Annotated in this window: 15 protein-coding genes; all 15 read left to right on the top strand. The window is 73.8% G+C overall.

Features of this window, described 5'->3' with window-relative positions; translation table 11 throughout:
* Window positions 1-312: 312 nt before the first annotated feature.
* Window positions 313-2,316, top strand: coding sequence for an aminodeoxychorismate synthase component I (pabB, locus tag ACWC94_RS08690; protein ID WP_450795686.1), 2,004 nt, complete (start codon window positions 313-315; stop codon window positions 2,314-2,316).
* A gap of 5 nt (window positions 2,317-2,321) precedes the next feature.
* Window positions 2,322-2,798 carry a GNAT family N-acetyltransferase gene (locus ACWC94_RS08685; RefSeq protein ID WP_450795685.1) on the top strand — a complete coding sequence of 159 codons (477 nt, stop codon included), beginning with the start codon at window positions 2,322-2,324 and terminating at the stop codon, window positions 2,796-2,798.
* Window positions 2,795-3,736, top strand: a complete 942-nt coding sequence (locus tag ACWC94_RS08680; protein WP_450795683.1) for a hypothetical protein — start codon at window positions 2,795-2,797, stop codon at window positions 3,734-3,736. The genes ACWC94_RS08685 and ACWC94_RS08680 overlap by 4 nt, the downstream gene beginning before the upstream one ends.
* Window positions 3,733-4,059 (top strand): chorismate mutase, encoded by a 327-nt coding sequence (locus tag ACWC94_RS08675; RefSeq protein WP_450795682.1) that lies wholly within the window; start codon window positions 3,733-3,735, stop codon window positions 4,057-4,059. Before ACWC94_RS08680 ends, ACWC94_RS08675 begins: the two co-directional genes overlap by 4 nt.
* On the top strand, window positions 4,056-4,643 hold the full coding sequence (locus tag ACWC94_RS08670) for a hypothetical protein (protein WP_450795681.1): 588 nt from the start codon (window positions 4,056-4,058) through the stop codon (window positions 4,641-4,643). Before ACWC94_RS08675 ends, ACWC94_RS08670 begins: the two co-directional genes overlap by 4 nt.
* Window positions 4,640-5,818: a LeuA family protein gene (locus ACWC94_RS08665; protein WP_450795680.1), complete on the top strand. Its 1,179-nt coding sequence runs from the start codon at window positions 4,640-4,642 to the stop codon at window positions 5,816-5,818. The genes ACWC94_RS08670 and ACWC94_RS08665 overlap by 4 nt, the downstream gene beginning before the upstream one ends.
* Window positions 5,815-6,588, top strand: a complete 774-nt coding sequence (locus tag ACWC94_RS08660) for a class I SAM-dependent methyltransferase (protein WP_450795679.1) — start codon at window positions 5,815-5,817, stop codon at window positions 6,586-6,588. Before ACWC94_RS08665 ends, ACWC94_RS08660 begins: the two co-directional genes overlap by 4 nt.
* Window positions 6,578-7,828 (top strand): GNAT family N-acetyltransferase, encoded by a 1,251-nt coding sequence (locus ACWC94_RS08655; protein ID WP_450795678.1) that lies wholly within the window; start codon window positions 6,578-6,580, stop codon window positions 7,826-7,828. Before ACWC94_RS08660 ends, ACWC94_RS08655 begins: the two co-directional genes overlap by 11 nt.
* A complete protein-coding gene (locus tag ACWC94_RS08650) occupies window positions 7,825-9,861 on the top strand; it encodes a LeuD/DmdB family oxidoreductase small subunit (protein ID WP_450795677.1) in 2,037 nt (678 codons plus the stop codon). The genes ACWC94_RS08655 and ACWC94_RS08650 overlap by 4 nt, the downstream gene beginning before the upstream one ends.
* Window positions 9,858-10,928 carry an isocitrate/isopropylmalate dehydrogenase family protein gene (locus tag ACWC94_RS08645; RefSeq protein ID WP_450795676.1) on the top strand — a complete coding sequence of 357 codons (1,071 nt, stop codon included), beginning with the start codon at window positions 9,858-9,860 and terminating at the stop codon, window positions 10,926-10,928. Before ACWC94_RS08650 ends, ACWC94_RS08645 begins: the two co-directional genes overlap by 4 nt.
* A 4-nt stretch (window positions 10,929-10,932) precedes the next feature.
* The gene (locus tag ACWC94_RS08640; protein ID WP_450795675.1) at window positions 10,933-11,841 is read left to right on the top strand and encodes an aminotransferase class IV; all 909 of its coding nucleotides are present in this window, start codon (window positions 10,933-10,935) and stop codon (window positions 11,839-11,841) included.
* Entirely contained in the window at window positions 11,838-13,202 is a 1,365-nt protein-coding gene (locus ACWC94_RS08635) for a hypothetical protein (RefSeq protein WP_450795674.1), read from the top strand. Before ACWC94_RS08640 ends, ACWC94_RS08635 begins: the two co-directional genes overlap by 4 nt.
* The gene (locus ACWC94_RS08630; RefSeq protein ID WP_450795673.1) at window positions 13,199-14,470 is read left to right on the top strand and encodes an MFS transporter; all 1,272 of its coding nucleotides are present in this window, start codon (window positions 13,199-13,201) and stop codon (window positions 14,468-14,470) included. Before ACWC94_RS08635 ends, ACWC94_RS08630 begins: the two co-directional genes overlap by 4 nt.
* A gap of 77 nt (window positions 14,471-14,547) precedes the next feature.
* On the top strand, window positions 14,548-19,641 hold the full coding sequence (locus ACWC94_RS08625; RefSeq protein WP_450795672.1) for an amino acid adenylation domain-containing protein: 5,094 nt from the start codon (window positions 14,548-14,550) through the stop codon (window positions 19,639-19,641).
* Window positions 19,638-24,764, top strand: a 5,127-nt coding sequence (locus ACWC94_RS08620; protein WP_450795671.1) for a type I polyketide synthase, incomplete at its 3' end; no start/stop codon positions are given. The genes ACWC94_RS08625 and ACWC94_RS08620, both read left to right, overlap by 4 nt.

The following is a 24,764-nucleotide window of genomic DNA, read 5'->3' as shown; positions in this document are numbered from 1 at the left end:
TGTCCTGAGTCACACAAGCGTGCGTTTTCGTCCCCGGCTGACTAGCATCGGCGGCAACGGGGGGAAGAGTCCTGGGCCTGCGATTCATACCAAGACCAGTGGTATTCGCGGCAGCCGGGAACATTCCAGCAGTAGCAGACTGCCGCGACAGGAACAGGTCGCTTCTCTCTCGTGCGCATCGGCGGGCGCATGCGTATCACGCTCCTTCGCAGAGCGGTTCATCCACGCATGTCTGCCGTCCGATGAGGAATTGTCGGTCAGCCGGACAGTCGCGCCACGAGGCCGGTTCCGGTTTTCGGGGAGCTGCACGACATGGTGAAAGATCTGCGCGTCCTTCTTGTCGACAACTACGACTCTTATACCTGGAATCTCTTCCAGTTGATCTGGAAGGTCGCCGGAGAGCCACCGGTCGTCGTCCGCAACGACGAGGCGACGGCGGACGACCTGCTGGCGCGGGACTTCACCCATGTGGTGATCTCCCCCGGCCCGGGAACGCCGGCCCGGGAAGCGGACTTCGGCCTGTGCCGCGATCTGCTGCGCCGGGCCACCGTGCCCGTCCTCGGGGTCTGCCTCGGCCACCAGGGGCTCGCCGTCGCCTTCAGCGGCGAGGTCCGGCACGCGCCCGAGGTCGTCCACGGCCGCGCCGACGCGATCACCCACACCGGCACCGGGCTCTTCACCGGCATACCGCAGGGCTTCAAGGCCGTGCGCTACCACTCCCTCGCCGTCACCGAGCCGCTGCCCGACCACCTCGTGGTCACCGCGCGCTCCGAGGACGGTGTGGTGATGGGCCTGCAGCACCGCGAACGGCCGCTGCACGGCGTGCAGTTCCACCCCGAGTCCGTGGAGAGCGAATACGGCGAGGAACTGATCGCCAACTTCCTCGGTGTCGAACCCGGCCTCCGCTGGAGCGACTTCGACACCGAACTCGACGCCGAAAGCCTCTTCCTGCGCGCCTTCGCCGACGACCCCTACAGCTTCTGGCTCGACAGCTCCCGCTCCGCCTACGGCATGGGCCGCTACAGCTACCTCGGCTCCTGCTCCGGACCCGACCTGGAGGTGATCCGGGCCTACGCGGCGGCCGGCGTCGTCGAGCGCGAGACCGGCGAGGCCGTGCACTCCGTCGCCGGCACCGTCTTCGACCAGCTGCGGGCCGCTCTGGCGGCCACACCGGTCCCGCCCGGCGCCTCGCCCGTACCGTTCGCCGGCGGCTATGTCGGCTACCTGGGCTACGGCATCAAGGGCAGCACCGGCATCGGCCGCCCCGGCAGCGGGGACCGCCCCGACGCCGAACTGCTCCGCGTCGACCGCTTCGTCGCCTACGACCACGAGACCGGCCGGCGCCTCCTCGTCACCGTGGGCCTCACCGCCGAGCAGCACGCCGCCTGGTGCGAGGAGGTCCGCGCCCGCGCCCGGCGCACGCCCCTGCCACGACCCCGCCGGGAGACGGCCCCGGCCGTGCTGGAACCCGGTGTCGACCGCGCCACCTATCTGCGGCACTTCGAGACCGTGCAGGGCTGGCTGCGCGACGGCGACTCCTACGAGGCGTGCTACACCTACCAGATCAGCGGCACCAGCGAGGCCGACCCGCTGCAGACGTACCTGCGCCTGCGGGCCGCCAACCCGGCCCCGTACGCCGCGTACCTGCGCCTGGGGGAGCGGACGCTGCTCAGCTCCTCACCCGAACGGTTCGTCACCGTCGACGGCGACGGCGCGGTGGAGACCAAGCCGATCAAGGGCACCGCGCCCCGGTACGACGACCCCGCCGACGACGAGCGGGCCCGGCGGGCCCTGGAGCGGGACCCGAAGATCCGCAGTGAGAACCTGATGATCGCGGACCTGCTCCGCAACGACCTCGGGCAGGTCTGCGAGCCCGGCACCGTCCACGTGCCGAAGCTGATGGCCGCCGAGTCCTACGCCACCGTCCACCAGCTCGTCACGACCGTGCGCGGCCGGCTCCGCCCGGACCGGACGGCCGTCGACTGCGTACAGGCGCTGTTCCCCGGCGGCTCCATGACCGGCGCCCCGAAGAAGCGCACCGTCGAGCTCCTCGACGAGCTCGAGCCCGAGGAGCGCGGCGTCTACTCCGGCAGCCTGGGCTTCTTCGGCTTCGACGGCCGCGCCGACCAGAGCATCGTCATCCGCACCATCGTCTGGGAGGGCGACCGGGTGCGCATCGGCGTCGGAGGCGCCCTCATCGTGCTCTCGGACGCGGAGGAGGAGTTCCAGGAGACCCGGCTCAAGGCACGGGCGCTGCTGCGCTCCCTCGGCGTCGGTGAACTCGACGACGCCATGACCGAGATGGGTGCGAGGTGACGGGCATGAGCGCCGACGTCTTCGACGTGGGCCCCGCCGGACCGGACGACACGGACGCCGTGGCCGGGGCGGTCACCGCGCTCCTGCGGGAACTCCGCGGCGACCCCGCCCACGTCGTGCCCGGGCTCCGGGCCGCCGTGACCGACGCGATCGCCGGCCGCGACGGCGCGGGTGTCCTGGTGGCCCGCGACCGCGGCGGGCGGGTCGTCGGCGTCCTCGCCCACACGACCCAGACCCCGCTCCGCCTCGCCGCGCCCTACCGCCAGGTGCAGGAACTGTGGGTGACCCCCGAGCTGCGCTCGCGGGGCGTGGCCGCCCTCCTGCTGGACGCACTCGACAAGGCGTGCACCGCCGACGGTGTCCGGCGCGTCGAAGTGTGCCTGCCCGCCCCGCACTTCACGGGCTACGACCGCACCCTGGCCTTCTACGAACGGTCCGGCTTCCGGGCCATCGGCCCCCGTGTCATCAAGGACCTGTCATGACGCTGCACGTGGTGGTACCCGAGGAATCCGAAGCGCTGCCGTTCACGGTCGAACCCTCCGGGGCGCGGGCCGCGAGCAAGGAGGTACCCGAGCGCGTCCACCGGATCCTGGAGGGTCTGCGCGACGGCGGGGCGCGGCTCGCCGCGGCGGCCCCCGGCAGTCTCGCCCGGGCGGAGCGGCTCGTCGCCGCGAGCCATGACCCCGCCCTGCTGGCGCATCTGCGCGACGCGGCCGCCGACGCCGAGGACTGCGTCCTCGACGACGCGTTCGCCGCACCCGGACTGGAGCAGGAGACCCCGGTCACCCGCGCCGTGTGGCCCGCGGCCCTCGCCGCGGCAGGCGCGGCTGTCGCCGCCGCCGAGCTCACCGCGCGCCGGCAGCAGACCTCGTACGCCCTCGTACGGCCACCCGGCCACCACGCCGGTCCGGGCTGGTACGGCGGCTACTGCTTCCTCAACAACGCCGTGGTCGCCGCCCGCACCCTGCGGGAGGAGGGCGCGGCCCGGGTCGGCATCCTCGACATCGACTACCACCTGGGCAACGGGACACTCGCCTGCGTCCGCGACGACCCGGCGCTGCCCTTCGCGTCCGTCCACTCCAGCGCGGCCCGGGACTTCCCCTACCGGTTCCCGGCCGGCCCCGGCCTGTTCGGCGCTCCCGCCGACCCGGGCCCCGAGGGGTTCCTCGCCCTGGTGAAGGACGCCCTGGAGGGGCTGCGCCGGCCGGACGTCGACGCCCTGGTGGTCTCCGTCGGCTACGACGTCCTCCGCGACGACCCGCACGGCTCCTGGAGCCTGCCGCCCGAGGTGTTCGGCCCCGTCGGCGCGCTCCTCGCGGCCCAGCACCTGCCCACCGTCCTCGTCCAGGAGGGCGGGTACGGACTCCCGAACCTGCGCGGCGCGGCCCGCGCCCTCGCCCAGGCCCTGGAGGCGGCATGACCGACCCGACCCACGACAGTGTGCTGCGGCCCTACCGCGAGCGGCTGGAGGAACTGGACCAGCGCATCGCGGAGCTCGTCGCGGCGCGCCTGGCCGTCTGCTGCGAGGTGGCCGAGGTCAAGCGCGCGCACGACATCCCGATGATGCAGCCCCGGCGGGTGCACACGGTACGCGAGGCATACGCGGCCCGTGGCGAACGCCTCGGACTGGCACCGGACTTCATGCGCTCCCTGGCCGGCCTGCTGATCGACGAGGCATGCCGCCTGGAGGACGAGATCATCGACGGCGCCGCCGCACCGGCGCCCATGGAGGCACGGCCATGAGCCTGACGTTCACCACCCTCGGCCCCGAGGGCAGCTGCCACGAGAACGCCGTGGCGCACTACTTCGCGTTCCAGGGCATCGAAGCGGACGCGAAGATCGACCTCACCCTGGACCTGCACGACGGCCTGGAGCGCGTCCGCCGCGGCGACTCCGACTACCTGGTCCAGTGCAGCGCCCACCCCGAGGTGCACCTCATCACCGAGCGGTACTTCGGGGAGGTCCACGTCGTGGACACCTTCGTCCACCCGACGAAGGAACTCGTCCTGCTCAGCCGCGCCGACGTGGCACGCCCCCGCACCCTCGGCCTGGTGCCCGCGACCGCCGGATACGTGGACACCTCCCAGTGGGAGGAGGTCGTCCGCGAGCCCTCCAAGCCCGTCGTCGGCCGGCACCTCCTCGAGGGCCGGTACGACTCCGGGCTCACCCACCTCGAATACCTGGAGCAGTCGGACGGCGCGCTCCGCCTCGACCGCTACATCGGAGCCGTCACCACGACCTGGGTCGTCTACGGCCGCCGCCCCCGCTTCACCGGGGACCTGATCGGCACCCGTTGCCGCGACTACCTGCTGGGAGAGGCGAAGTGACCGTGTCGGAAACCGTGACCGTGACCGAGCAGCAGCCCCGGAAGATCCTCGTCTGCGACACCACGCTCCGCGACGGCGAGCAGACCTGCGGCGTCGCCTTCAACGTCGAGGAGAAGGTGCGGATCGCCCAACTCCTCGACGAGATGGGCGTCGACTGCATCGACGCCGGGTTCCCCGCCTCCTCGCAGGCCGACCAGGACGCCGTGCGCGGCATCGCCGCGCTCGGCCTGCGTGCCCGCGTCGTGGCGTTCTGCCGGCCGAACCGCGCCGAGATCGACCTCGCCAAGTCCTGCGGCGCGAACGCCATCTACACCTTCCTGCCGACCTCGGACGTGCACATGCGCGTCAAGTTCGGCGGCACCGACAGCTCCGTCCGCGACCGCCTCAAGCGCGAGATGGCCGACGGCGTCGCCTACGCCAAGAGCCTCGGCATGTTCGTCGGCTGCGGCTCCGAGGACGCCACCCGCACCCCCTACGACTACCTCGAAGAGGTCCTGGTCCTCGCCCAGGACAGCGGCGCCGACCTGGTCGGAGTCGCCGACACCGTCGGCTCCACCACCCCGGACGCCTTCCGCACCCTCATCTCGCGGCTGCGCGAGCGCATCAGTGTGCTGCTGTCGCTGCACTGCCACAACGACTTCGGCCTGGCCACCGCCAACACCGTCGCCGGCATCCTCGGCGGCGCCGACGAGGTCCAGTGCACGATCAACGGCATCGGCGAACGGGCCGGCAACGCCTCCCTCGAGGAGGTCACCGTGGCCCTCACCCAGCTCTACGGCTTCCGTACCGGTATCGACCTGTCCCGGCTCAAGCCCATGTCGGAGCTGATCGCCGGCCTGTCCGGCATCGAGGTCAGCCCCATGAAGCCGATCGTCGGCGGCAACGCCTTCTCCCACGAGTCCGGTCTGCACGTGTCCTCCGTGATGAAGGACTCCACCGCCTACGAGCCGCTGCGGCCCGAACTCGTCGGGCACACCCGTCGCATCGTCATCGGCAAGCACTCCGGCAAGTCCATCGTCGCCCACGTCCTGGACGCCCATGGACTGGCCTACGACGACAGCGTCCTCGGCGACGTCCTGCGTGACGTCAAGGAGGTCTCCGTGCGCACCAAGTCCAGCGTCACCGAGAAGCAGATGATCGAGATCTACCACGAGCGGACGGCATCGACGGCATGACGGCAGAGCACGACCACCTCTGGTTCGAGGACGAGGGGTTCTGGCACGACTTCTACCCGCACCTGTTCTCCGAGGCACGCGTCGCCGAGGCCGCCCGTATCGTGGCCGGGTCACCGCTGTTCCGCTTCCCGCCCGGGGCCCGGATCCTCGACCTGTGCTGCGGACCCGGCCTGTTCACGGTGCCGCTCGCCCGGGCCGGGCACACCGTCACGGGAGTGGACCGCAGCGCGCCCCTGCTGAAGGCCGCGGACGCGGCCCTGCGCGACGCCGGTGCCGAAGCGCGGCTCGTCGAGGCCGACATGCTCGACTTCGCCGAGCCGGAGGCCTTCGACGCCGTCGTCAACATGTACACCTCCTTCGGCTACTTCGACCGGCCCGAGGACAACCTCCAGGTGCTGCGCAACGCGTACACCAGCCTGGCGCCCGGCGGCACGTTCCTCGTCGACGTCGTCGGCAAGGAGATCCTCGCCCGGCTCGACGAGCGGGTCTCGCTCACCGAGGTCGACGACCGGATCCTGATCCAGCGCGACACCGTCCTGGACGACTGGTCGCGGCTGCGCAGCGACTGGTTCTCCCTGGTCGGCGACCGCGTCGCCCGCGCCTCCATGACCCTGTACGTCTACAGCGCCGCCGAACTCCGGCACCTGCTGGAGACGGCCGGCTTCGACCGCGTCGACGTCTTCGGCGGCTACGACGGCGCGCCCTACGACCACCGGGCGGACCGCCTGGTCGTGGTCGCCCGGAAGGGCGTGACCGCGCGTGCCGACTGAGGTCACCGTCGTCACGTCCGTGTCCGCCCTGGACCGGGCGGAGTGGGACGCGCTGGTCCCCGAGGGACAGGTCTACCTCACCCATGACTGGCTGCGTGCCGTCGAGGAGAGCTTCGGCTTCGAGCTGGTCCTCTTCCTGCTGCGGCAGGACGGCCGTACCGTCGCCGGGCTCCAGGGGCTGCTGCTGCGCGATCCCGACGCCTTCCCCTACCACGACCCGGTCGGCGCGCTCTTCGGCGACTACGAGCGCGAGCACCTGCGCCAGGCCCTCGCCCGCGACCGGACCCCGGCCGAGACCGACCAGGCCGCGGCCCTGCTCGACGCCGTGGTGCACGCCGAGGCCGCCCACGCCCGCACCGCCGCCTACCCGGCACTGGTCATGACCAGCCCCTACGGTTACGCGTGCGAGGTTCTCACGCTGCCGGGCTGCGACCGCCCGGCGGCCGTCACCCGGCTGCTCGACGCGGTGGAGGAGTACTGCGCCGCCGAGGGGATCCCCGCCCGCTGCTTCCTGTGGCACGGCGGCTCCGGCGACACCCTGCGCGGTCCCCTCGCCGCCCACGGCTACCTGGAGTTCCTCTCCGATCTGGAGTACGGCCTCGACGTCGCCGCCCACACCTCCTTCGACGACTACGTCCGCGGCCTGGACCGCAAACGGCGTACGGTGGTCCGGTCCGAGATCCGCCGGTTCGCCGAGAGCGGGCTGTGCATCGAGCGGGTGAAGGACCCGGCGCCCGAGACCGTCGCCCGGTGCGCGGAGCTGTCCGAGGGACAGCACGAGAAGTACGGCCTGCCCGTCGAACGCAAGGCGATGGAGCGGCTCTTCAGCACGCTCCTCGAGGCGGAGGCCCTCGGTACCACCCTGCACGTGGTGCGGCGCGACGACGCCGACGAGCCCGGCTCCGTCGTCGGGTTCCTGCTGTGCCTGGAGTCCGGCGGTGTCCTGCACCCCAAGTTCCTCGGGTTCGACGCCGAGGCCGTCGGCACCGCCTGCGCCTACTTCAACCTCACCTTCTACCACCTGGTCGAGCACGCCCTGACGGGCGGCGCCCGGCGCATCGCCTACGGCATGGGTTCGCCCGACGCCAAGCGGCTGCGGGGCTGTGGTCCCGGACCGGTCCGGGGCTGGATCCGGTTCTCGTCCCCCGCCGCGCACCGGCGGATCGAGCCGTACGTCACCGTCTTCGACTGCCTGAAGAGGCAGCTCCTCGGATCCCCGGAGGGAAGCACCGCGTCATGACTCTCGTGCGACAGCTCTTCCAGCACGCCCTCGGCCGCCCCGTTCGCACCGGCGAGGTCGTCGACCTCCCCTTCGACCTGTGCTGGGGCAGCGAGATGACCGTCAAATGGGCCCTCGACATCCTCCGCGACAGCGGGTTCGACGACACCTGGATCGCCGAGGGCATCGCCCGGCAGCGGGAGAAGACGGCGTTCGTCTTCGACCACGTCGTACCGACCCACACGGCGTCGATGGCGTCGATCCTGGTCGAGCTGAGGCGGTTCGCCAAGGAGCACGGCATCCGGGTCTTCGACGTCGGCTACGACGGCGGCATCCAGCACAAGATCCTCATCGAGCAGGGCCTCATCCGGCCCGGCGACGTCGCCGTGGGTGCCGACTCCCACAGCTGCACCGCCGGGGCCGTCGCCTCCCTCGCCACCGGCATCGGCTCCACCGACCTCGCCATGGCCCTGGTCCGCGGCACCTGCTGGATGCGGGTGCCCGAAGCCACCCTGGTCCGCTTCCGCGGCTCGCTGCGCCCCAACGTCCAGGGCAAGGACGTCGCCCTGCACCTGTGCGGGCTGCTCGGTGTGCACGGCGCCGTCTACCGCAGCCTGGAGTTCGGCGGCCCCGGGCTGGCCTCGCTGGCGGTCAACGACCGGCTGTCCCTCAGCAACATGGCCGTGGAGATGGGCGCCAAGTACGGCCTGTTCCCCACCGACGAGGTCCTCGACGCCTACCTCGCCGACACCCTGGGCGACACCGCGTACCCGGCCTTCACCGTGGACGACGACGACCCCGACTACGTGGAGGTCATCGACGTCGACCTGAGCCGGATCGAGCCGACCGTCGCCCTGCCCTTCTCGCCCGACAACGCCATCGGCACCCACCAGCTCCAGCACGTCCTGAGCCACTGGGGCGAGTACGCCGGGCGCGAGGACCTGATGACGGGTGTCGCCCCGCTCGCGGCGCGCGCCGACGACCAGGGCCGGATCCCGGTCGACCAGGTCTTCATCGGCTCCTGCACCAACGGCCACCTGGAGGACCTCCGCGTCGTCGCCGACACGCTGCGCGGCAAGCGGGTCCAGGACGGGGTGCGCACCATCGTCATCCCCGCCTCCCAGAAGGCCTACCGCGCCGCGATGAAGGAAGGCCTGATCGACGTCCTGCTGGAGGCCGGCTGCTACGTCGAGTCCTCCAGCTGCGGCCCCTGCATCGGCATCAAGTCCGGTGTCCTCGGCACCGGTGAGGTCGCCGTGTTCACCTCCAACCGCAACTTCCGCGGCCGCTGCGGCGACGTGGACGCCGCCGTCGTCCTGGCCAGCCCCGCCGTCGCCGCGCAGGCCGCCCTCACCGGTTTCCTGGCACCCGTGGGCGAGCGTGCCGCGTACTACGCGGACGAGGCAGGACTGCGCCGGAGCGTCGAGGACCTCTTCGCCCTGCACGCCGTCCGCGAAGGCCGCGCCCCGGGCGCCGCCGCGGCGGAGGCCGACGCACCGCAGGCGGCCGGCACGGCCGGGGACGAGGCCGGTGACGGCAGCCTGGCCTGGGTCTTCGGCGACCACGTCAACACCGACGTCATCCTGCCCAGCGTGTACTGCCAGATCCCCGACCCCGCCGAGTACCGCAAGCACATCATGGCCCACGCGGGCAACGAGGCCTTCCTCGACCACTACCGGGCCACCGGGTACGACCTCGGCGGTTCGGCCATCGTCGGCGGAATGAACTTCGGGTGCGGCTCCTCCCGGGAGAACGCCCCCATGGGCATCAAGGCGGCCGGTACCCCCTTCGTCGTCGCCCACAGCTTCGCCCGGATCTTCGCCCGCAACTCCCTCAACATCGGCCTGCGGCTGATCGAGGTCGGCGACTTCGCCTACAGCATCCGCGAGGGAGACCGGCTCGTCGTCGACGACGAGCGCGGCGAGCTGCTCAACCTCACGCGTGGCACCTCCGCCCCCGTGCAGCCGCCCTCCGCGTTCGAGCGGCAACTGCTCACCGCGGGCGGCCTCGTCGCCTTCGCCCGCACCCAGCGGGCCGCGGGAGCGTCCGTATGACCACCACCCTCGCCGTCATACCCGGCGACGGCATCGGCCCCGAGGTCATGGCCGAGGTGCTGAAGGTGCACGCCGTCGTCGACGACGTCTTCGGCACCGGCCTCACCACGGAGATCCTCCCGTACGACGCCGACCACCATCTGGCCCACGGCGGCACCGACATCGACATCCCGGGCATCAGGGAGCGCTACCGGGCCGTCCTCCTCGGTGCCCTCGGCGATCCCCGTGTCCCGGACAACGCACACGCCCGGCAGATCATCGGCGGTCTGCGCCAGCAGCTCGAACTCGGTGTCAACCTCCGCCCCGTACGGCTGCGGTCGCTGGACCACTGCCCGCTGAAGCACGTGACGTCCACCGACTCCGTCGACCTGCTCATCGTCCGGGAGAACACGGAGGACACGTACGTCGGGGTCGGCGGCACCGTGCGCGGCGGCCGGCCCGGGCACGTCGCCATGGAGGTCGCCGTGCACACCCGCGGGGCCGTCGACCGGGCGGTGCGCGCGGCTTTCGACCTGGCCCGCGCCCGACGCCGCAAGGTCACCCTGGTCGACAAGAGCAACGCGATGCCCAGCGCGGGCCCGCTCTGGCAGGAGCGGTTCCGGGCCGTCGCCGCCGCCTACCCGGACGTCGTGCACGACCACCTGTACGTCGACGCCGCCGCCATGGAACTGATCCGGGACCCGTCCCGCTTCGACGTGATCGTCGCCGCCAACCTCTTCGGCGACATCCTCAGCGACGAGGCGGCCCAGCTCGCCGGCGGCCTCGGCATCGCCCCGTCGGCCAGCTACGACCCCGAGGACGACACCTTCCTCGGCGTCTTCGAGTCGGTGCACGGCAGTGCCCCCGACATCGCCGGCACCGGGCGGGCCAACCCCGTGGCCTCCGTTCTCAGTTACTCCCTCCTGCTCGACCGGATGGGGCTGCGCGAGGCCCACACCGCCGTGGAGCACGCCGTCGACCAGGTGCTGGACTCCGGCACTGTCACCCCCGACCTGGGCGGCACCGCCCGCACCCACGAGGTCGGGGACGCCCTGTGCCGCATCCTCACCCGCCGCGACAAGGACTGACCTCATGAACGAACCCGCGAAGCTGATGTGGTGGCGGGGCGGACTCGTCCCCGCCGCCGACGCGGCGCTGACCCTCGCCAACCACAGCCTCCACTACGGCCTGACCGTCTTCGAGGGGATCTCCGCGTTCCCCGACGGGGACTCGGGCCACCACGTCTTCCGGCTCGACGAACACCTCGCCCGGTTCGCCGAGTCCTGCCGGCTGGTGGGCACGAGCCTCGACCTGACCGCCGGGCAACTCGCCGCCGCCTGCCACGACACACTCCGCGCCAACGGGCTGCGCCGCGCCTACCTGCGGCCCCTCGCCCTCCTGGGCGACGGTGTGCTCGGCCTGGCCGAGCCCGGCGCCGTCGCCGACGTGGCCGTCCTCGCCTTCGACGTCGCCCACTTCGACGAGCAGGTCCGCGCCCAGCGGCCCCGGCTGACCCTGTCCACCGTCACCCGGATCAGCCCCCGGTCCCTGCCCACCAAGGCCAAGGTCTCCGCCGCCTACCTCAACTCCCGGATCGCCTGGGCCGACGCCACGCGGCGCGGCTACGACGACGCACTGCTGCTCGACGACACCGGCGCCGTCGCCGAATGCTCCGTGCAGAACGTCTTCGGCGTCCGTGCGGGCACCGTCTTCGTACCCGACTCCGAGGCGGCACTCGACGGCATCACCGTGGCGTCCGTCGTCGACATCGCCCGCGACCTCGGCCATGAGGTGGTGCGCACCCGCCTGGAGCCGCAGGACCTGCTGGCCTGCGACGCCGTCTGCGTGGCCAGCACGGCGGGCGGTGTACGCCCCGTCCGCTGCGTGGACGACACCGAGTTCGACACGGACAACCCGGTGGTCGCAGAACTCGTCCGCACCTACCGGCAGGCCGAACTCGGCCTCCTGCCGGCCTACCGGGCATGGAGGTCCACACCATGACCGGCACCCCCGTCGTCGACCTGTACGACACCCTGCCCGAGGACGTCCGCCGCGCCCTCGACACCCTGGGCAGGGACCACTGGCGGCACGCCCACACCGGTGTCCCGCGCGGCGCCGACACCTGGAACCCCCTCCGGCCGCTGATGTTCGGCCCGGACGCCTACGCGCGGGTCGGCGCCGTCGCGGACCGGGCGGCGGGGCTCGTCCTCGACGCCTGCCGGCGGCGGGCGTCGAGCGCGGGCGCACTCCTCGACGCGCTCGGCATGCCCCGCGACCAGTTCCCCCTCCTCGACCCCGACGCACCGCTCGGCGAGGAACTGCTGACCTCGGTACGCGCCGACGTGATGGTCGAACGCGGAGTGCCCCGGGTCCTCGAACTCAACATCGACGGCGCGGTGGGCGGCGCCATCGAGGGCGACCTCATCGCGACCCAGTTCCAGGAGCTCTACGCCGCCGCACTGTCCGCCGAGGCCGGCACCGTCGCGCTGCGCACCCCGCCGTCGTCCCTGGACGCGTTCTGCACCGAACTGATGTCCTTCCTGGGTCTCGCGGAGGGCTCCTGCCTCGTCGTCCCCGTTTTCCGGGAGGACGGAATGGACGCCATCGCCGACCCGGACGATTTCATCTCCTTCCTCGCCCCGCTCGCCGAGCGGGGCAAGGAACACGGCATCGCCGTCGTCGGCCACCCCCTGGAGCTGCTGACCCTGGACGAGGAGCAGCGGCTGCGGGCGGGGGACCAGATCGCCCACGGCGTCTTCCGCCTCTTCCTGCCCGTCGAGCAGCGGGGCCCCGGCCTCGACGCCCTGGCCGGCGCGCTGCGCGCCGGCACGGCCCGGATGTACACGCCGGAGGCGACCAGCCCGGTCAGCGACAAACGCGTCCTCGCCTGGATCTGGGACGACCTTCCCGAACTGGCCCCGGAGGACCGGGACTTCGTGCTCCGCCACATCCCGCGCACCACGTTCGCGCGCGCCGACCGCCTCGGGGAGGACCGGACCCGCCTGGTTCTCAAGCCCGGCGACGGCTACGGCGGCACGGGCGTCGTCCCGGGCGGTTCCGTCACCGGGGCGCGCTGGCGCGAACTCGTCCTGGACGCCGCCCCGCACGACACCCATGTTCTCCAGGAGACGGTGGACGGCGACCTCGTCACCCTGGAGTTCGTGCACGAGACCACCGGCGAACACCGCACCGAGGCGGTGCCGTTCGTGCTCGGGCCCCTGATGTACGGCCGCCGGCTGTCCGGCACGTACGTCCGCCACGGCACCCCCCGGCACAGCCCCCTCATCAACACGCACCAGGGCGCCGCGTCCAACGGGGTGCTGATCGTGGACCGGCCCACGGACCGGGCGGCCGCACGATGAGCGACGCCGGCCGCGCACCGACACTGCTGGACCCGCTGCGCCGGCGCAGCTTCCGCGCGCTGGCGGGCGGGCGCATGGCGACGTACGTCGCGAACGCCATGGCGCCGATCGTGCTGTCCTTCGCCGTGCTCGACCTCACCGGTTCGGTGGTGGACCTCGGGATCGTGGTGGGTGCCCGGTCGGTGGCCAACGTGGTGCTCCTGCTGTTCGGCGGGATCGTCGCCGACCGGCTGCCGCGGCGGCTCGTGCTGTACGGCGCGAGCACGGTCGCGGCAGCGGTCCAGGCGCTCATCGCGGTGAGCGTGCTGCTCGGTTTCGCCTCCGTACCGGTCCTGGTCGTGCTCAGCGTCGTCAACGGCGCGGTCGCGGCGCTGTCCCTGCCGGCCGCCGCCGCGCTGGTGCCGCAGACCGTGCCGCCGACCATGATCCGGCAGGCCAACGCGCTGGCACGGATGGCCGTCAACGCGGGCATGGTCGTCGGCGCGTCCTGCGGCGGCATCGTCGTCGGCGTGGCCGGCTCCGGCTGGGGCATCGCCGCCAACGCCGCCGTCTTCCTGGTCGCGGGGCTCTGCTTCACCGCCATCCAGGTCACCGGCACGGCCGCCCCGGCGGACAGCGGCCCGGTCCGCCCCCTCACCGAACTCCGCGAGGGCTGGGCCGAGTTCGTCTCCCGCACCTGGGTGTGGGTCGTCGTGCTCCAGTTCCTCGTCATCAACGCGGTCGTGGCGGGCGGCCTGCAGGTCCTCGGCCCCACCATCGCCGACGCCTCCTTCGGCCGTACCACCTGGGGGCTGCTCCTCGCCGCCCAGACGGCCGGGGCCTTCGCGGGCGGTGTCCTCGCCGCCCGCGTCCAGCCGCGGCACGCCCTGCGCCTGGGCGCCGCCGTGGGCGTGTTCGAGGCGCTGCCGCTGCTCGCCCTCGCCGCCACCGCGCACCCGGTCCTGCTGGCCGCCACGATGTTCGTCAACGGCGTCGCCCTGGAACAGCTGGCGGTGGCCTGGGACGTCTCCCTCCAGGAGAACATCCCGTCCGAACGACTCGCCCGCGTCTACGCCTACGACGCGCTCGGCTCGTTCGTGGCCATCCCCCTCGGGGAGATGACGGCCGGGCCGCTCGCCCTCCACACCTCCGTCCGCACCACCCTGCTCTGCGGCGCGCTCCTGATCGTCACCGCGACCGCTCTCGCGCTGTGCAGCTCCAGCGTGCGCCGCCTCACCGTCCGGACACCACCGGCACCCCAGCTGTCGCAAGAGGCCACGACAGGCTGACCCGGCACCACACCCGGCCGCACCGGGCCACCCGACCACATACGCAGCACCACCGCAGGATTACGGGGACTTCCGCCATGCACCCTCACGACGACCACCCGGGCCACGCCCTGCGTGGACCATCCGTCGGCCACCCGGCCCCCTACGGCATTCCCGGACTGATCCGGGCCGTCTCCGACCGCACCCCCGACGCCGTCGCCTGCGTCGGCGCCGAGGAGACCTGGACGTACCGCGACCTGGAGCGGGTCTCCGACCGGCTCGCCGCCGAACTGCTGAGCCGGCGCCTGCCCGGGGACCGACCGGTCGCCGTCCTCGCCCACCGCAGCCCGTACCTGGTCGCCGCGCTCCTCGGTGTCCTCAAGGCCGGGCACGCCTATCTGCCGCTGGCCACCGACGAGTCCGCCGAACGGCTCGCCCTCATCCTCGACACGGCCCGGCCCGCCCTCGTCGTCGGCACCACCGGCCCGCTGAGCACCTGGCAGGGCCCGGACGGCGTCGACCTGCTGGACGTCGTCCCCCTCGCCGCCGGCACCGACGACAGCCACCCCCCTGCGCCGCTGCGGCCCGTGGCCCCGGACCAGCCCGTCAACGTGTTCTTCACCTCCGGCTCCACCGGCACCCCCAAGGGCGTCCTGGTGCCCAGCGGCGGTGTCACCAACCGGCTGTTGTGGGGACAGAGCCACTACGGGCTCACCGCCGACGACCGTGTCCTGCAGAAGACCCCCTACACCTTCGACGTGTCCGGCTGGGAGATCTACTGGCCGCTGATCGTGGGCGCCCGGCTGGTCCTCCTCGGACCGGGCGAGCACGCCGACCCCGCCGCGATCATCAAGACGGTCGTCGAACACCAGGTCACCGTCTGCCACTTCGTGCCCTCGATGCTGGACGAGTTCCTGCGCTGGCCCGGGTCCGGCGACTGCACCAGCCTCCGCCACGTCTTCTGCAGCGGCGAGGCCCTCCCGCCCGCCCTGGCCCGGACCTGCCTGGAGACCCTGCCCGTCCGGCTGCACAACCTCTACGGCCCCACCGAGGCCTCCATCGAGGTCACCTACTGGGACGCCTCCGCCGACCCGGCCGGCCTGGACGAGGTCCCCATCGGCCGGGCCATCGACAACTGCGTCCTCCTCGTCCTCGACGAGCAGGGACGGCCGGTCGCCGACGGCGCCACGGGCGAACTCTGCATCGGCGGCGCACCGCTGGCCCTGGGCTACGTCCGCCGCCCGGACCTCACCAGCAAGGCCTTCGTCCGCGCTCCCGCCGGCAGCGGGGTCGACCACGTCTACCGCACCGGCGACCTGGTGAGTGTCACGGACGGACAGATCCGCTACCACGGCCGCATCGACGAGCAGGTCAAGATCCGTGGCGTGCGGGTGGAGCCCGGCGAGGTCGAGACGGTCCTGCGGGAGCATCCCGGCGTCACCGAGTGCGCGGTCGTCGCCGCCGGTGACCGCGCGCCCCGCCTGGTGGCGTTCGTCCGCCCCGCCGGGTCCGGTACCGGGCCGGCCGGGCAGGAGGACCTCCGCGCCCATGTGGCCGCCCGGCTGCCCTCCGCGTACGTGCCCAGCCACTTCGTCGTCCTCGACACCATGCCGCTCACCGGCAGCGGCAAACAGGACCGGGTGGCGCTGCGGCGGCGCGCCACGGAACTCCTCGCCCCGCGCGGCACCGACACCGGCCCGAGCGGCGGCGACCCGCTGACCCGGCTGTGGGCCGACGCCCTCGGCCTCGACACGGCCGACGAGGACCTCGACTTCCTGGCGCTCGGCGGGCACAGCCTCGCCGCCGTCCGGCTGCGCGGCGAACTGCTGCGCACCTACGGCGTGCGGGTCACCCTCGCCGAGCTGCTGCGCGAGCGCATGACCCTCGCCGCCCTGCGCGCCCGCGTAGCGGACGCGGCCGGTCCCGGCGACGGGCCCGGCGCCGGGCCGGCCACGGACGGCGCGGTCCTGCCGCGGCGGCCCGACCCCGCCCGCGCCCCGGTCTTCGGGGGCCAGCGCAGGCTGTGGCTGATGGAGCAGCTCTACCAGCAGCTCAGCGCCTACAACGTGGTCGCCGCGCTGCGTGTCGCGGGCGGCCTCGACACCGACCGGCTCCGCGCCGCCCTCGCGGTCGTCGTCGCACGGCACGAGTCGCTGCGCACCCGCATCGCGGTCGACGAGTCCGGGCCGTACCAGGACGTCTCCGCGCACATCGAACCGCCGCTCGAGGTCAGCGCGGTGGACGAGCCACTCACCGAGGAGCGCTGCCGTGCGCTCGCGGCCGAGGCAGCGGCCGAACCGCTGCGCGTGGACACCGCGCCGCTGCTGCGCGTCCACTGCGTCACCGGCACCGACGGCGACGCCCTGCTGGTGGCCGTGCTGCACCACGCCATCGCCGACCAGCGGTCCGTGGACCTGTTCCTCGCGGACCTCGCCGCCGCCTACGACGGCCGCCCCGCGGACACCGCGCCGCCGCAGTTCGGCGACCTGCTCACGGAGCGGGCCGCGCGCGCCGACGCGGCCGCCGAGGAGGCGGACCTCGCCTACTGGACGGAGCGGCTGCGCGACGCCCCGCGCTCGCACGGCCTGCCCTTCCAGGCGCGCCGCCCCGCCGTCACCACCTTCGAGGGCGGCGCCGTCGACGCCACCGTGCCCGGCACCGCCGCGCTCCGCCTCGACGAGGTGGCGCGCGACCTCGGGGTCACCCCCGTCGCCGTCGTCCTCGCCGCGTTCGCCACCGTGCTCACCTCGTGGAGCGGCCAGGACGAGGTCGTCGTCGGCGTGCCGTGGTCCTCCCGGGACGGCGGACCCGGCGACGACGTCATCGGCTTCCTCATCGACACCCTGCCCGTACGGATCGACGTCGCCGGTGAGGGCCGCTTCGGCGCGCTGGTACGCCAGGTGTCCGACGCGATGCTCGACGCCCACGCGCACGCCGGGGCCGACTTCGAACGCATCGTGCAGGCCCTCGGCCTGCCCCGCAACCTGAGCCGCAACCCGCTCTACCAGGTGTGGTTCAACGACCTCACCCACGCCGCCCCGCCACCCGCCTTCGACGGGGTGACGGCCGGCGAGGTCGAGCCCGACACCACCGGCTCCCTGTTCGACCTCGGCCTCTACCTGCGCCGCACCGACTCCGCCGGCTACCGGCTGCGTCTGGTGCACGCCCGCGACGTCTTCGACCGGGAGACGGCCGCACACATGCTGGATCAGGTGGTCCGGCTCCTCCACGCGGTCCCGGACGCCCTCGACCGGGCACCGGCCCGCTGGCCGCTCGGCGGCGACCGGCCCCGTGCGGCCCTCGACCCGGTACCCGAACTGTCCGGCGTGGCCGAGGCGTTCACCCGCGCTGCCGCACAGCACCCGGACCGTACGGCGCTGAGCGGCCCCGGCGGACAGCTGACGTACCGACAGCTGCACCGGGCCGTCACGGACCGCGCGGACGCGCTGCGCGCCGCCGGCTGGTCGGACCGTATGGTCCTGCTCCCGGGCGACCGCACCGAAGCCACCGTCCGGGAACTCCTCGCCGCCTGGCATGCCGGATGCAGCGTCACCCTGGTGGACGCCGCGCTGCCCGACCGCCGGCTGCTGGCCGCCCTGACCGGCTCCGGCGCCGAAGCCGTGCTGATGCCCGGCGGAGCCGACTGGCCCGTGCCCGTTCTCACCGGCCCCGACCTGCCCCGCCCCACCACCGAGCCGCGGCCCCTCGACGCCGGACACGCCCTGTGCACCTCGGGCACCACCGGTGAGCCCAGCGTGGTCTTCGCCCCGCGCGACGCCCTCCCGGAGGCCCTGCACCACTACCGTGAGGCGTTCGGCCACGGACCGGACGACCGCTTCCTGATGCTGTCCGCCCCCGGGCACGACCCCGTCCTGCGTGACATCCTCGTCCCGCTCACCAGCGGCGGCGCCCTCCACCTGCCCGCCGCCACCGATCCCGACGCCGTCGTCGACCAGATCGCCGCACAGCAGATCACCCACCTTCACGCCACTCCGGGGCTCGCCCGGCTCCTCGCCTCCGCCGCCCGCGCCCGGGGCCGGCGCCTGGAGCACGTGCGGCAGATCGTGCTGTCCGGCGCCCTCCTGACCGACACGGTCGCCCGTGAACTGCGCCGCGTCGCCCCCCGCGCCGAGATCCACCACGGCTACGGCACCACCGAGACCCCGCAGCTGAGCTCCTGGCTGCGCTGGCACGACCCGGCCGGCGACCCGGTGCGACGCAGGCGCGACCGGTCCGGGGTGCCGGTGGCCGCCACCAGCCCATGGCGGGAACTCGTCATCGAGGGCGCCGGGGTGGGCCAGCTGGGCGAGATCGTCGTGCGCGGCCGCGGCCTCGCGCTGCGCACCCAGCCCGCGAAGGACCCCTCGCCGTTCGGCCCCGACCCGTACGGCGAGCCCGGCATCACCTCGTACCGCACCGGCGACCTCGGCCGGTACACGCCCGACGGGCACATCGAGTTCGTGGGGCGGCGCGACCGGCAGCTGTCCGTCGGCGGGCACCGGCTGGAGCCGGCCGAGATCGAGGCCGTGCTCCTCGCCCACGAGTCCGTCGTGAACTGCGTCGCCGTGGCCACCGGCACCGGCATCACCGCCCTGGTGGCCGCGCCCGGCGCGAGCCCCGCCCTCGCCGAGGAACTGCGGTACGAGCTCGGCGCGGTCCTGCCGGTGTGGGCCGTACCCGGCCGGATCGTCGTCCTCGGCGAACTGCCCCTCGACCACAACGGGAAGGTCGACGTCCGCGCCGCCACCGCCACCGCCGACGAGGTCGCCGGCACCGGACAGGCGCGCGCCGAGCGGTCGCCGTCGGCCGTCGAGGGACGCGTCCTCGCCGCCCTGCGCGAACAGCTCCGCGCGTCCGGCGGTGCCGCGGACGGCGGCTTCGGCGATCGGCCCGGCCCGTCCGCGCAGCCCGAGGCGACCACCAACTTCTTCGACGCCGGCCTCACGTCCCTGTCCCTGCTGCGCCTGCACGAGCGGCTGCGGGCAGACGGTCTCGGCGTCGAGATCGTCGACCTGTTCCGCTTCCCCAACGCCCGGCTCCTCGCCCGGCACCTGGGCGGGGACACCGCGCCCGTCGCCGGCGCCGCCACCCCCGCCGCACCCGCACGCCCCGCCTCGCTCACCGGAGTCGCCGCCGTGCGGCGCGCCGTCCGACGACGCCTGAACGACCAGAAGAGGACCACCCAGCGATGAACCCGTCGCAGCACCCCGAGCCCGGACGCACCGCCGAACCCGTCGCCGTCATCGGCATGGCCGGCCGGTTCCCCGGTGCGGAGAACGTGGAACGGTTCTGGCACGCCCTGTCCGAGGGCGCCGACTGCTTCAGCACGCTCAGCGACGACGAACTGCGCGCCGCGGGCGTGAGCGAACGCCTGCTGACGGACCCGCACTACGTCCGCCGGGTCCCGCTCCTCGCCGACGCCGACCGCTTCGACGCCGAGTTCTTCGGGATGACCCCGCGCGAGGCCGCCATGCGCGACCCGCAGCAGCGTCTCTTCCTCGAACTGGCCCACTCCGCCCTGGAGGACGCCGGCTACGACCCCTTCGCCGTGCCCGGCACCGTCGGCGTGTACGGCGGCGCCGCCTCCAACCGGTACGCCGAGTTCAACATCCGCGCCAACAAGGACCTCGCCGCACGGGCCGGCGCGCTGTCCCTGGACATCTACAACAACAACGACTACGTCGCCAGCACCGTCTCCTACCGCCTCGGCCTCACCGGACCCGCCCTCTCCGTCGCCACCGCCTGCTCCACCTCCCTCGTCGCCGTCCACCTGGCGTGCGAGGCGCTGCGCGCCGGCGAGTGCGAGACGGCGCTGGCGGGCGGCGTGGAGATCGAACTGCCCTACGGCCACGGCTACCGCTGGGCACCCGGCAGCATCTTCTCGCAGGACGGCTTCTGCCGCCCCTTCGACGCCAGGGCCAACGGCACCGTGTTCGGCAACGGCGGCGGTGTGGTGGTGCTGAAGCTGCTGTCCGACGCGCTGGCGGACGGCGACCCCGTCCGCGCGGTCATCCGGGGCTCGGCCGTCACCAACGACGGCTCCGACCGGGTCAGTTTCAGCGCCCCCGGCGTCGACGGCCAGATGCGGGCCGTCGTCGAGGCGATGACCGTCGCCGGCCTCACGCCCGCCGACATCGACTACGTCGAGGCCCACGGCACCGGCACCGACATCGGCGACTCCATCGAGATCGAGGCCCTCACCTCCGCCTACCGCTTCCTGGCGGGCGACGGCCCCGCCCCGTCCGCCGTCGCCCTCGGCTCCGTCAAGTCCAACATCGGCCACCTCGGGCCGGCCGCCGGAGTCGCCGGACTCGTCAAGACCGTGCTGTGCATGGAGCACGGCGAGTTCGTGCCCACGGCCCACTTCACCGAACCCAACGCCAAGCTGAACCTCGACGCCACACCGTTCCGCGTGGTCGCCCGGCGCGACGTGTGGCCCGTCACCGGCGAGCGGGGCAGGACCGCCGCCGTCAGCTCCTTCGGCGTGGGCGGCACCAACGCCCACGTCATCCTGGAACAGGCGCCCCCGGCCCGGCCGCGCACCCCCGCCGACGGCCCCGAACTGCTCGTCTGGTCCGTGCGCACCGAGGCCGCCGAACCCGAGGTACGCGCCCGGCTCGCCCGGCACCTGACCTGGCACGGCGAGGACGGCTTCGCGGACACCGCGGCCACCCTGCGGCACGGCCGGACCGTCCACCCGCTGCGCCGGGCCGTGGTCGCCGGCACCGCCCGCGAGGCCGTGGACCTGCTCACCGACCCCGAGGGCCGGGGCGTGATCCGTCCCGCCGAGGGCGCCGCCGCCCGGCCGGTCGCCCTGCTCTTCCCGGGCCAGGGCTCCCAGCGTCCCGGCATGGCCGCCGGACTCCTGGGCCATGACCCCGCGTTCACCGAGACGATGCACCAGTGCCTGGACATCGTGGCCGCCCTAGGCATGGATCTGGAGCCGGCCTGGCGCGGACCGCACGCCGCCGAACTGCTCACCCGCACCGAGTACGTCCAGCCGCTGCTGGCTGCCGTCGGCTGCTCCCTGGCCGCCATGTGGCGGGCCCGGGGCGTCACCCCTGTCGCCCTCCTCGGACACAGCGTCGGCGAACTCGTCGCCGCCATGGTCGCCGGCGTCACCGGCCTGGAGGACGGCCTGCGCCTGGTCACCGCCCGCGGCCAGGCCATGCAGGCCATGCCTCCCGGGGCCATGCTCGCCGTCTCCCTCCCCGAGGAGGAGACCCGGGACCTGCTCGGCGACGAAGTCGCCCTCGCCGCCGTCAACGGTCCCCGGCAGACCGTCCTCGCGGGCGCCCCCGACGCGATCGAGGCCCTCGCCGAACGGATCCGCGCCGCCGGCGTCCGGGCCAAGCGGCTCGACACGTCGCACGCCTTCCACTCGCCGTCCATGACACTCGCCGCCGAGCGGTTCCTGGAGGCGTTCGACGGTGTGACGCTGTCCCCGCCCACGATTCCGGTCGTCTCGGCCGCCACCGGCAAGCCCCTCACCGACGAGCAGGCGGTCGATCCCGCCTTCTGGGCCGGTCAGCTCACCGCACCGGTGTTCTTCGGGCCTGCCCTCGCCCAGCTCCTCGACGGACGGGGGCTCACCACCCTGGAGGCCGGCCCCGGCCGCGCCCTCACCGCACTCGTCCGCGGCCACGGCAGCGGCAGCCTCGCCGTCCCCACCCTCGGCCCCGGCGACGACCGCACCGCCGTCCTCGCCGCCGCGGGCGCGCTGTGGGCCGAGGGCCACGACCTGCGCCCGGACGCCGTCGGACCGTCCCGCCCGCTGCACCGGATCGCCCTGCCCGCCTACCCGTACCAGCGTGAGCGGCACTGGATCAGCCCGCCCCCGCCCGAGCCGGAAGCCACCGAGGCGCACCCGGCCGCGGCCGGGCCGGCGGAGGAGCGGACCGTCGGCCAGGACGCGGAACACACCGGGAGCGCCCCCGAAGCCGGCCCACGGACACCGGCCCCGCACACCGCGCCGGCCACGTCCTCCCCGCTGTCACTGATCCGCTGGCGCGAAGTCCCCCTCGGCCCCCGCCCGCCGCGGCACCGCGGCACCGTCGCCCTCACCCTGCTCCCGGACGACCCCGACGCCGCCCGCCACGTCACCGGCATCCTCGGCCGGGCCGGCCACCGGGTGGTGCCCGCCCGTCCCCGCACCCTGGGCGCCGTCCTGGACGACCTGCTCGCCCGCGGCGACGAGCCCGCCCTGTACGTCCACGCCCTCGCCGCCGGACCGTGGCCCGAGGCCACCGTGGACACCGCGGACCAGCAGCTCGCCGACGGCGTGGAGAGCGCCTACGACGTCGTCCGGACCGTCGCCCGCAGCTCCCGGCTCCGCCGCGCGCCCCGCTTCCTGATGCTCACCGCGCGGGGCGCGGACGTCTCCGGCGGCGAACCCCTGCACCCCGCCAAGGCGGCCCTCGCCGGGCTGGCCCGGACCGTTCCGCTCGAACTGCCGAACGCCGCCTGTCTCTTCCTCGACGTGTCACCGGGCACCGACGACGATCTGATCACCCATCAGATCCAGGAGGGGGACTGGCCCCCGGTCGTCGCCCTGCGCGGCGACCGCCGCTGGATCCCGGCGGAGGTGCCGCTGACGCACCGGCCCGCCACCGAGCCCCCCGTCCGCCCCGGCGGCACCTATCTCGTCACCGGAGGGTTCGGCGGCCTCGGTCTGGCCGTCGCCCGCGGTCTCGCCGAGACCGGCCTCGCTCCCACGCTCGTCCTGACGGGCCGCTCCGGACTCACCGACGCGGCGGCACCCGTGGTCGGGGAACTGGAGCGGCTCGGCGCGCGCGTGCTCGCCGAGCGCGCCGACGTCACCGACGAGGCCTCGCTGCGCGATCTGGTCGACCGCGTGGAGCGCACCGCCGGCCGTGTCCACGGCGTTCTGCACGCCGCCGGGCTGCCCGGCGAAGGCATGATCGCCTTCCGTACCCCCGAGGACGTGCGGGCGGTGCTGCGGCCCAAGGTGCACGGCACCCTCGTCCTCGAACGGGTCTTCGCCGACCGGCCCCCGCTCGACTTCCTGGCCTCCTTCTCCAGCCGCGCCTCCATCGGGGGCCTGGTCGGCAGTGCCGACTACGCCGCGGCGAACGCCTTCCTCGACGCACACGCTGCCGTCTCCCGGCAGCGTGTCGTCAGCGTCAACTGGCCGAGCTGGGCCTCGGTCGGCATGGCCGCCCGCTCCACCGTCGACCCGGGCAGCGGCGAACCCCTGTCCTCGTGGACCACCGGCCGCCGCCCGGAGGCCCTGGTGTACGAGCGGGAACTGTCCGAGGAGCACTGGCTGCTCGACGAGCACCGCTTCGGCGGACGCGCCGTCCTGCCGGGCACGGGCCACCTCGACCTCGTCGTCCGCGCCGTCCGCGACCTGCTGCCCGAACTCACCGGGGCGCCGGTGCGGCTGCGCGAGGTGGTGTTCCGCCGGCCGCTGTACGTCGACGGCACCCGCCGCGTCCGGGTCACCCTCGAACCCCGCGAGGACCACTGGGACTTCACGGTGCGGACCGGGTCCGCGGTGCACTCCTCCGGCCGGGTGGAGACGGCCCGCGACGAGGTCCCGCCCCGGGTGGACCTGACGGCCGTGTCCACGCGCATGACCGAGACGGTCGAGGCCACCGGCGCGGGCGACCTCGCCGAACTGGGCCCGCACTGGCTGAACGTGGCGGAGCTGCGCCGCTCGGCCGACGAACAGCTCGCCACCCTCTGCCTCGACCCCCGGTTCCACGCCGAGCTCGACGACCACGCGCTGCACCCGGCGCTGCTGGACAGCGCGACGGCGCTCACCCGCCGCCGCGAGCACGACCACCATCTGCCGCTGCTGTACGGGGAGATCACGGTCTACGGCGACCTTCCCGGCGCGTTCGCCGCGCACGTCCGGCAGGTCCGCGGCGGCAACGGCGTCCTCGTCGCCGACATCGACCTCGTGCGCACCGACGGGGTGGCGGCCGTCACCGTCCGCGGCTTCACCATGCGGAAGGTGGAGGGCAACCCGTTCGAGGCGTCCGACGGCGCCGGGGCGAGCGCTCAGGGCCGGGAAGGTGCCGACGACTCCGCAACCGCCGACGACTCCGCAACCGCCGGTGCCCCGGCCGGCGGGCTGCCGTCCTCGGACGGCATTCCGCCCGGCGAGGGAGTGGCGCTGCTCTTCGACATCCTGGCGGAGCGCCCCGCCCGGCAGGTCGCGGTGCGTCCGTTCCGGGACGGCGGGCCGGTGCCGCTGGAGTCCGTCACCCCGGCCGCCGAGCCCGCCCCCGCCGCGCCCCCGCTGCCGGACGCGCCCGCCGCGCCCCCGCTGCCGGACGCGCCCGTCGCG

It is taken from the genome of Streptomyces sp. NPDC001135, from assembly GCF_053598395.1.
The sequence above is the reverse complement of the archived record's forward strand: the minus strand, read 5'-3'. Positions and strand labels throughout refer to the sequence as shown.

Bases quoted from the DNA above. Each gene is read 5' to 3' on its own strand.
- pabB (WP_450795686.1), top strand. From the start codon at position 313: ATGGTGAAAGATCTGCGCGTCCTTCTTGTCGACAACTACGACTCTTAT.
- ACWC94_RS08685 (WP_450795685.1), top strand. From the start codon at position 2,322: ATGAGCGCCGACGTCTTCGACGTGGGCCCCGCCGGACCGGACGACACG.
- ACWC94_RS08680 (WP_450795683.1), top strand. From the start codon at position 2,795: ATGACGCTGCACGTGGTGGTACCCGAGGAATCCGAAGCGCTGCCGTTC.
- ACWC94_RS08675 (WP_450795682.1), top strand. From the start codon at position 3,733: ATGACCGACCCGACCCACGACAGTGTGCTGCGGCCCTACCGCGAGCGG.
- ACWC94_RS08670 (WP_450795681.1), top strand. From the start codon at position 4,056: ATGAGCCTGACGTTCACCACCCTCGGCCCCGAGGGCAGCTGCCACGAG.
- ACWC94_RS08660 (WP_450795679.1), top strand. From the start codon at position 5,815: ATGACGGCAGAGCACGACCACCTCTGGTTCGAGGACGAGGGGTTCTGG.
- ACWC94_RS08650 (WP_450795677.1), top strand. From the start codon at position 7,825: ATGACTCTCGTGCGACAGCTCTTCCAGCACGCCCTCGGCCGCCCCGTT.
- ACWC94_RS08645 (WP_450795676.1), top strand. From the start codon at position 9,858: ATGACCACCACCCTCGCCGTCATACCCGGCGACGGCATCGGCCCCGAG.
- ACWC94_RS08640 (WP_450795675.1), top strand. From the start codon at position 10,933: ATGAACGAACCCGCGAAGCTGATGTGGTGGCGGGGCGGACTCGTCCCC.
- ACWC94_RS08635 (WP_450795674.1), top strand. From the start codon at position 11,838: ATGACCGGCACCCCCGTCGTCGACCTGTACGACACCCTGCCCGAGGAC.
- ACWC94_RS08630 (WP_450795673.1), top strand. From the start codon at position 13,199: ATGAGCGACGCCGGCCGCGCACCGACACTGCTGGACCCGCTGCGCCGG.
- ACWC94_RS08625 (WP_450795672.1), top strand. From the start codon at position 14,548: ATGCACCCTCACGACGACCACCCGGGCCACGCCCTGCGTGGACCATCC.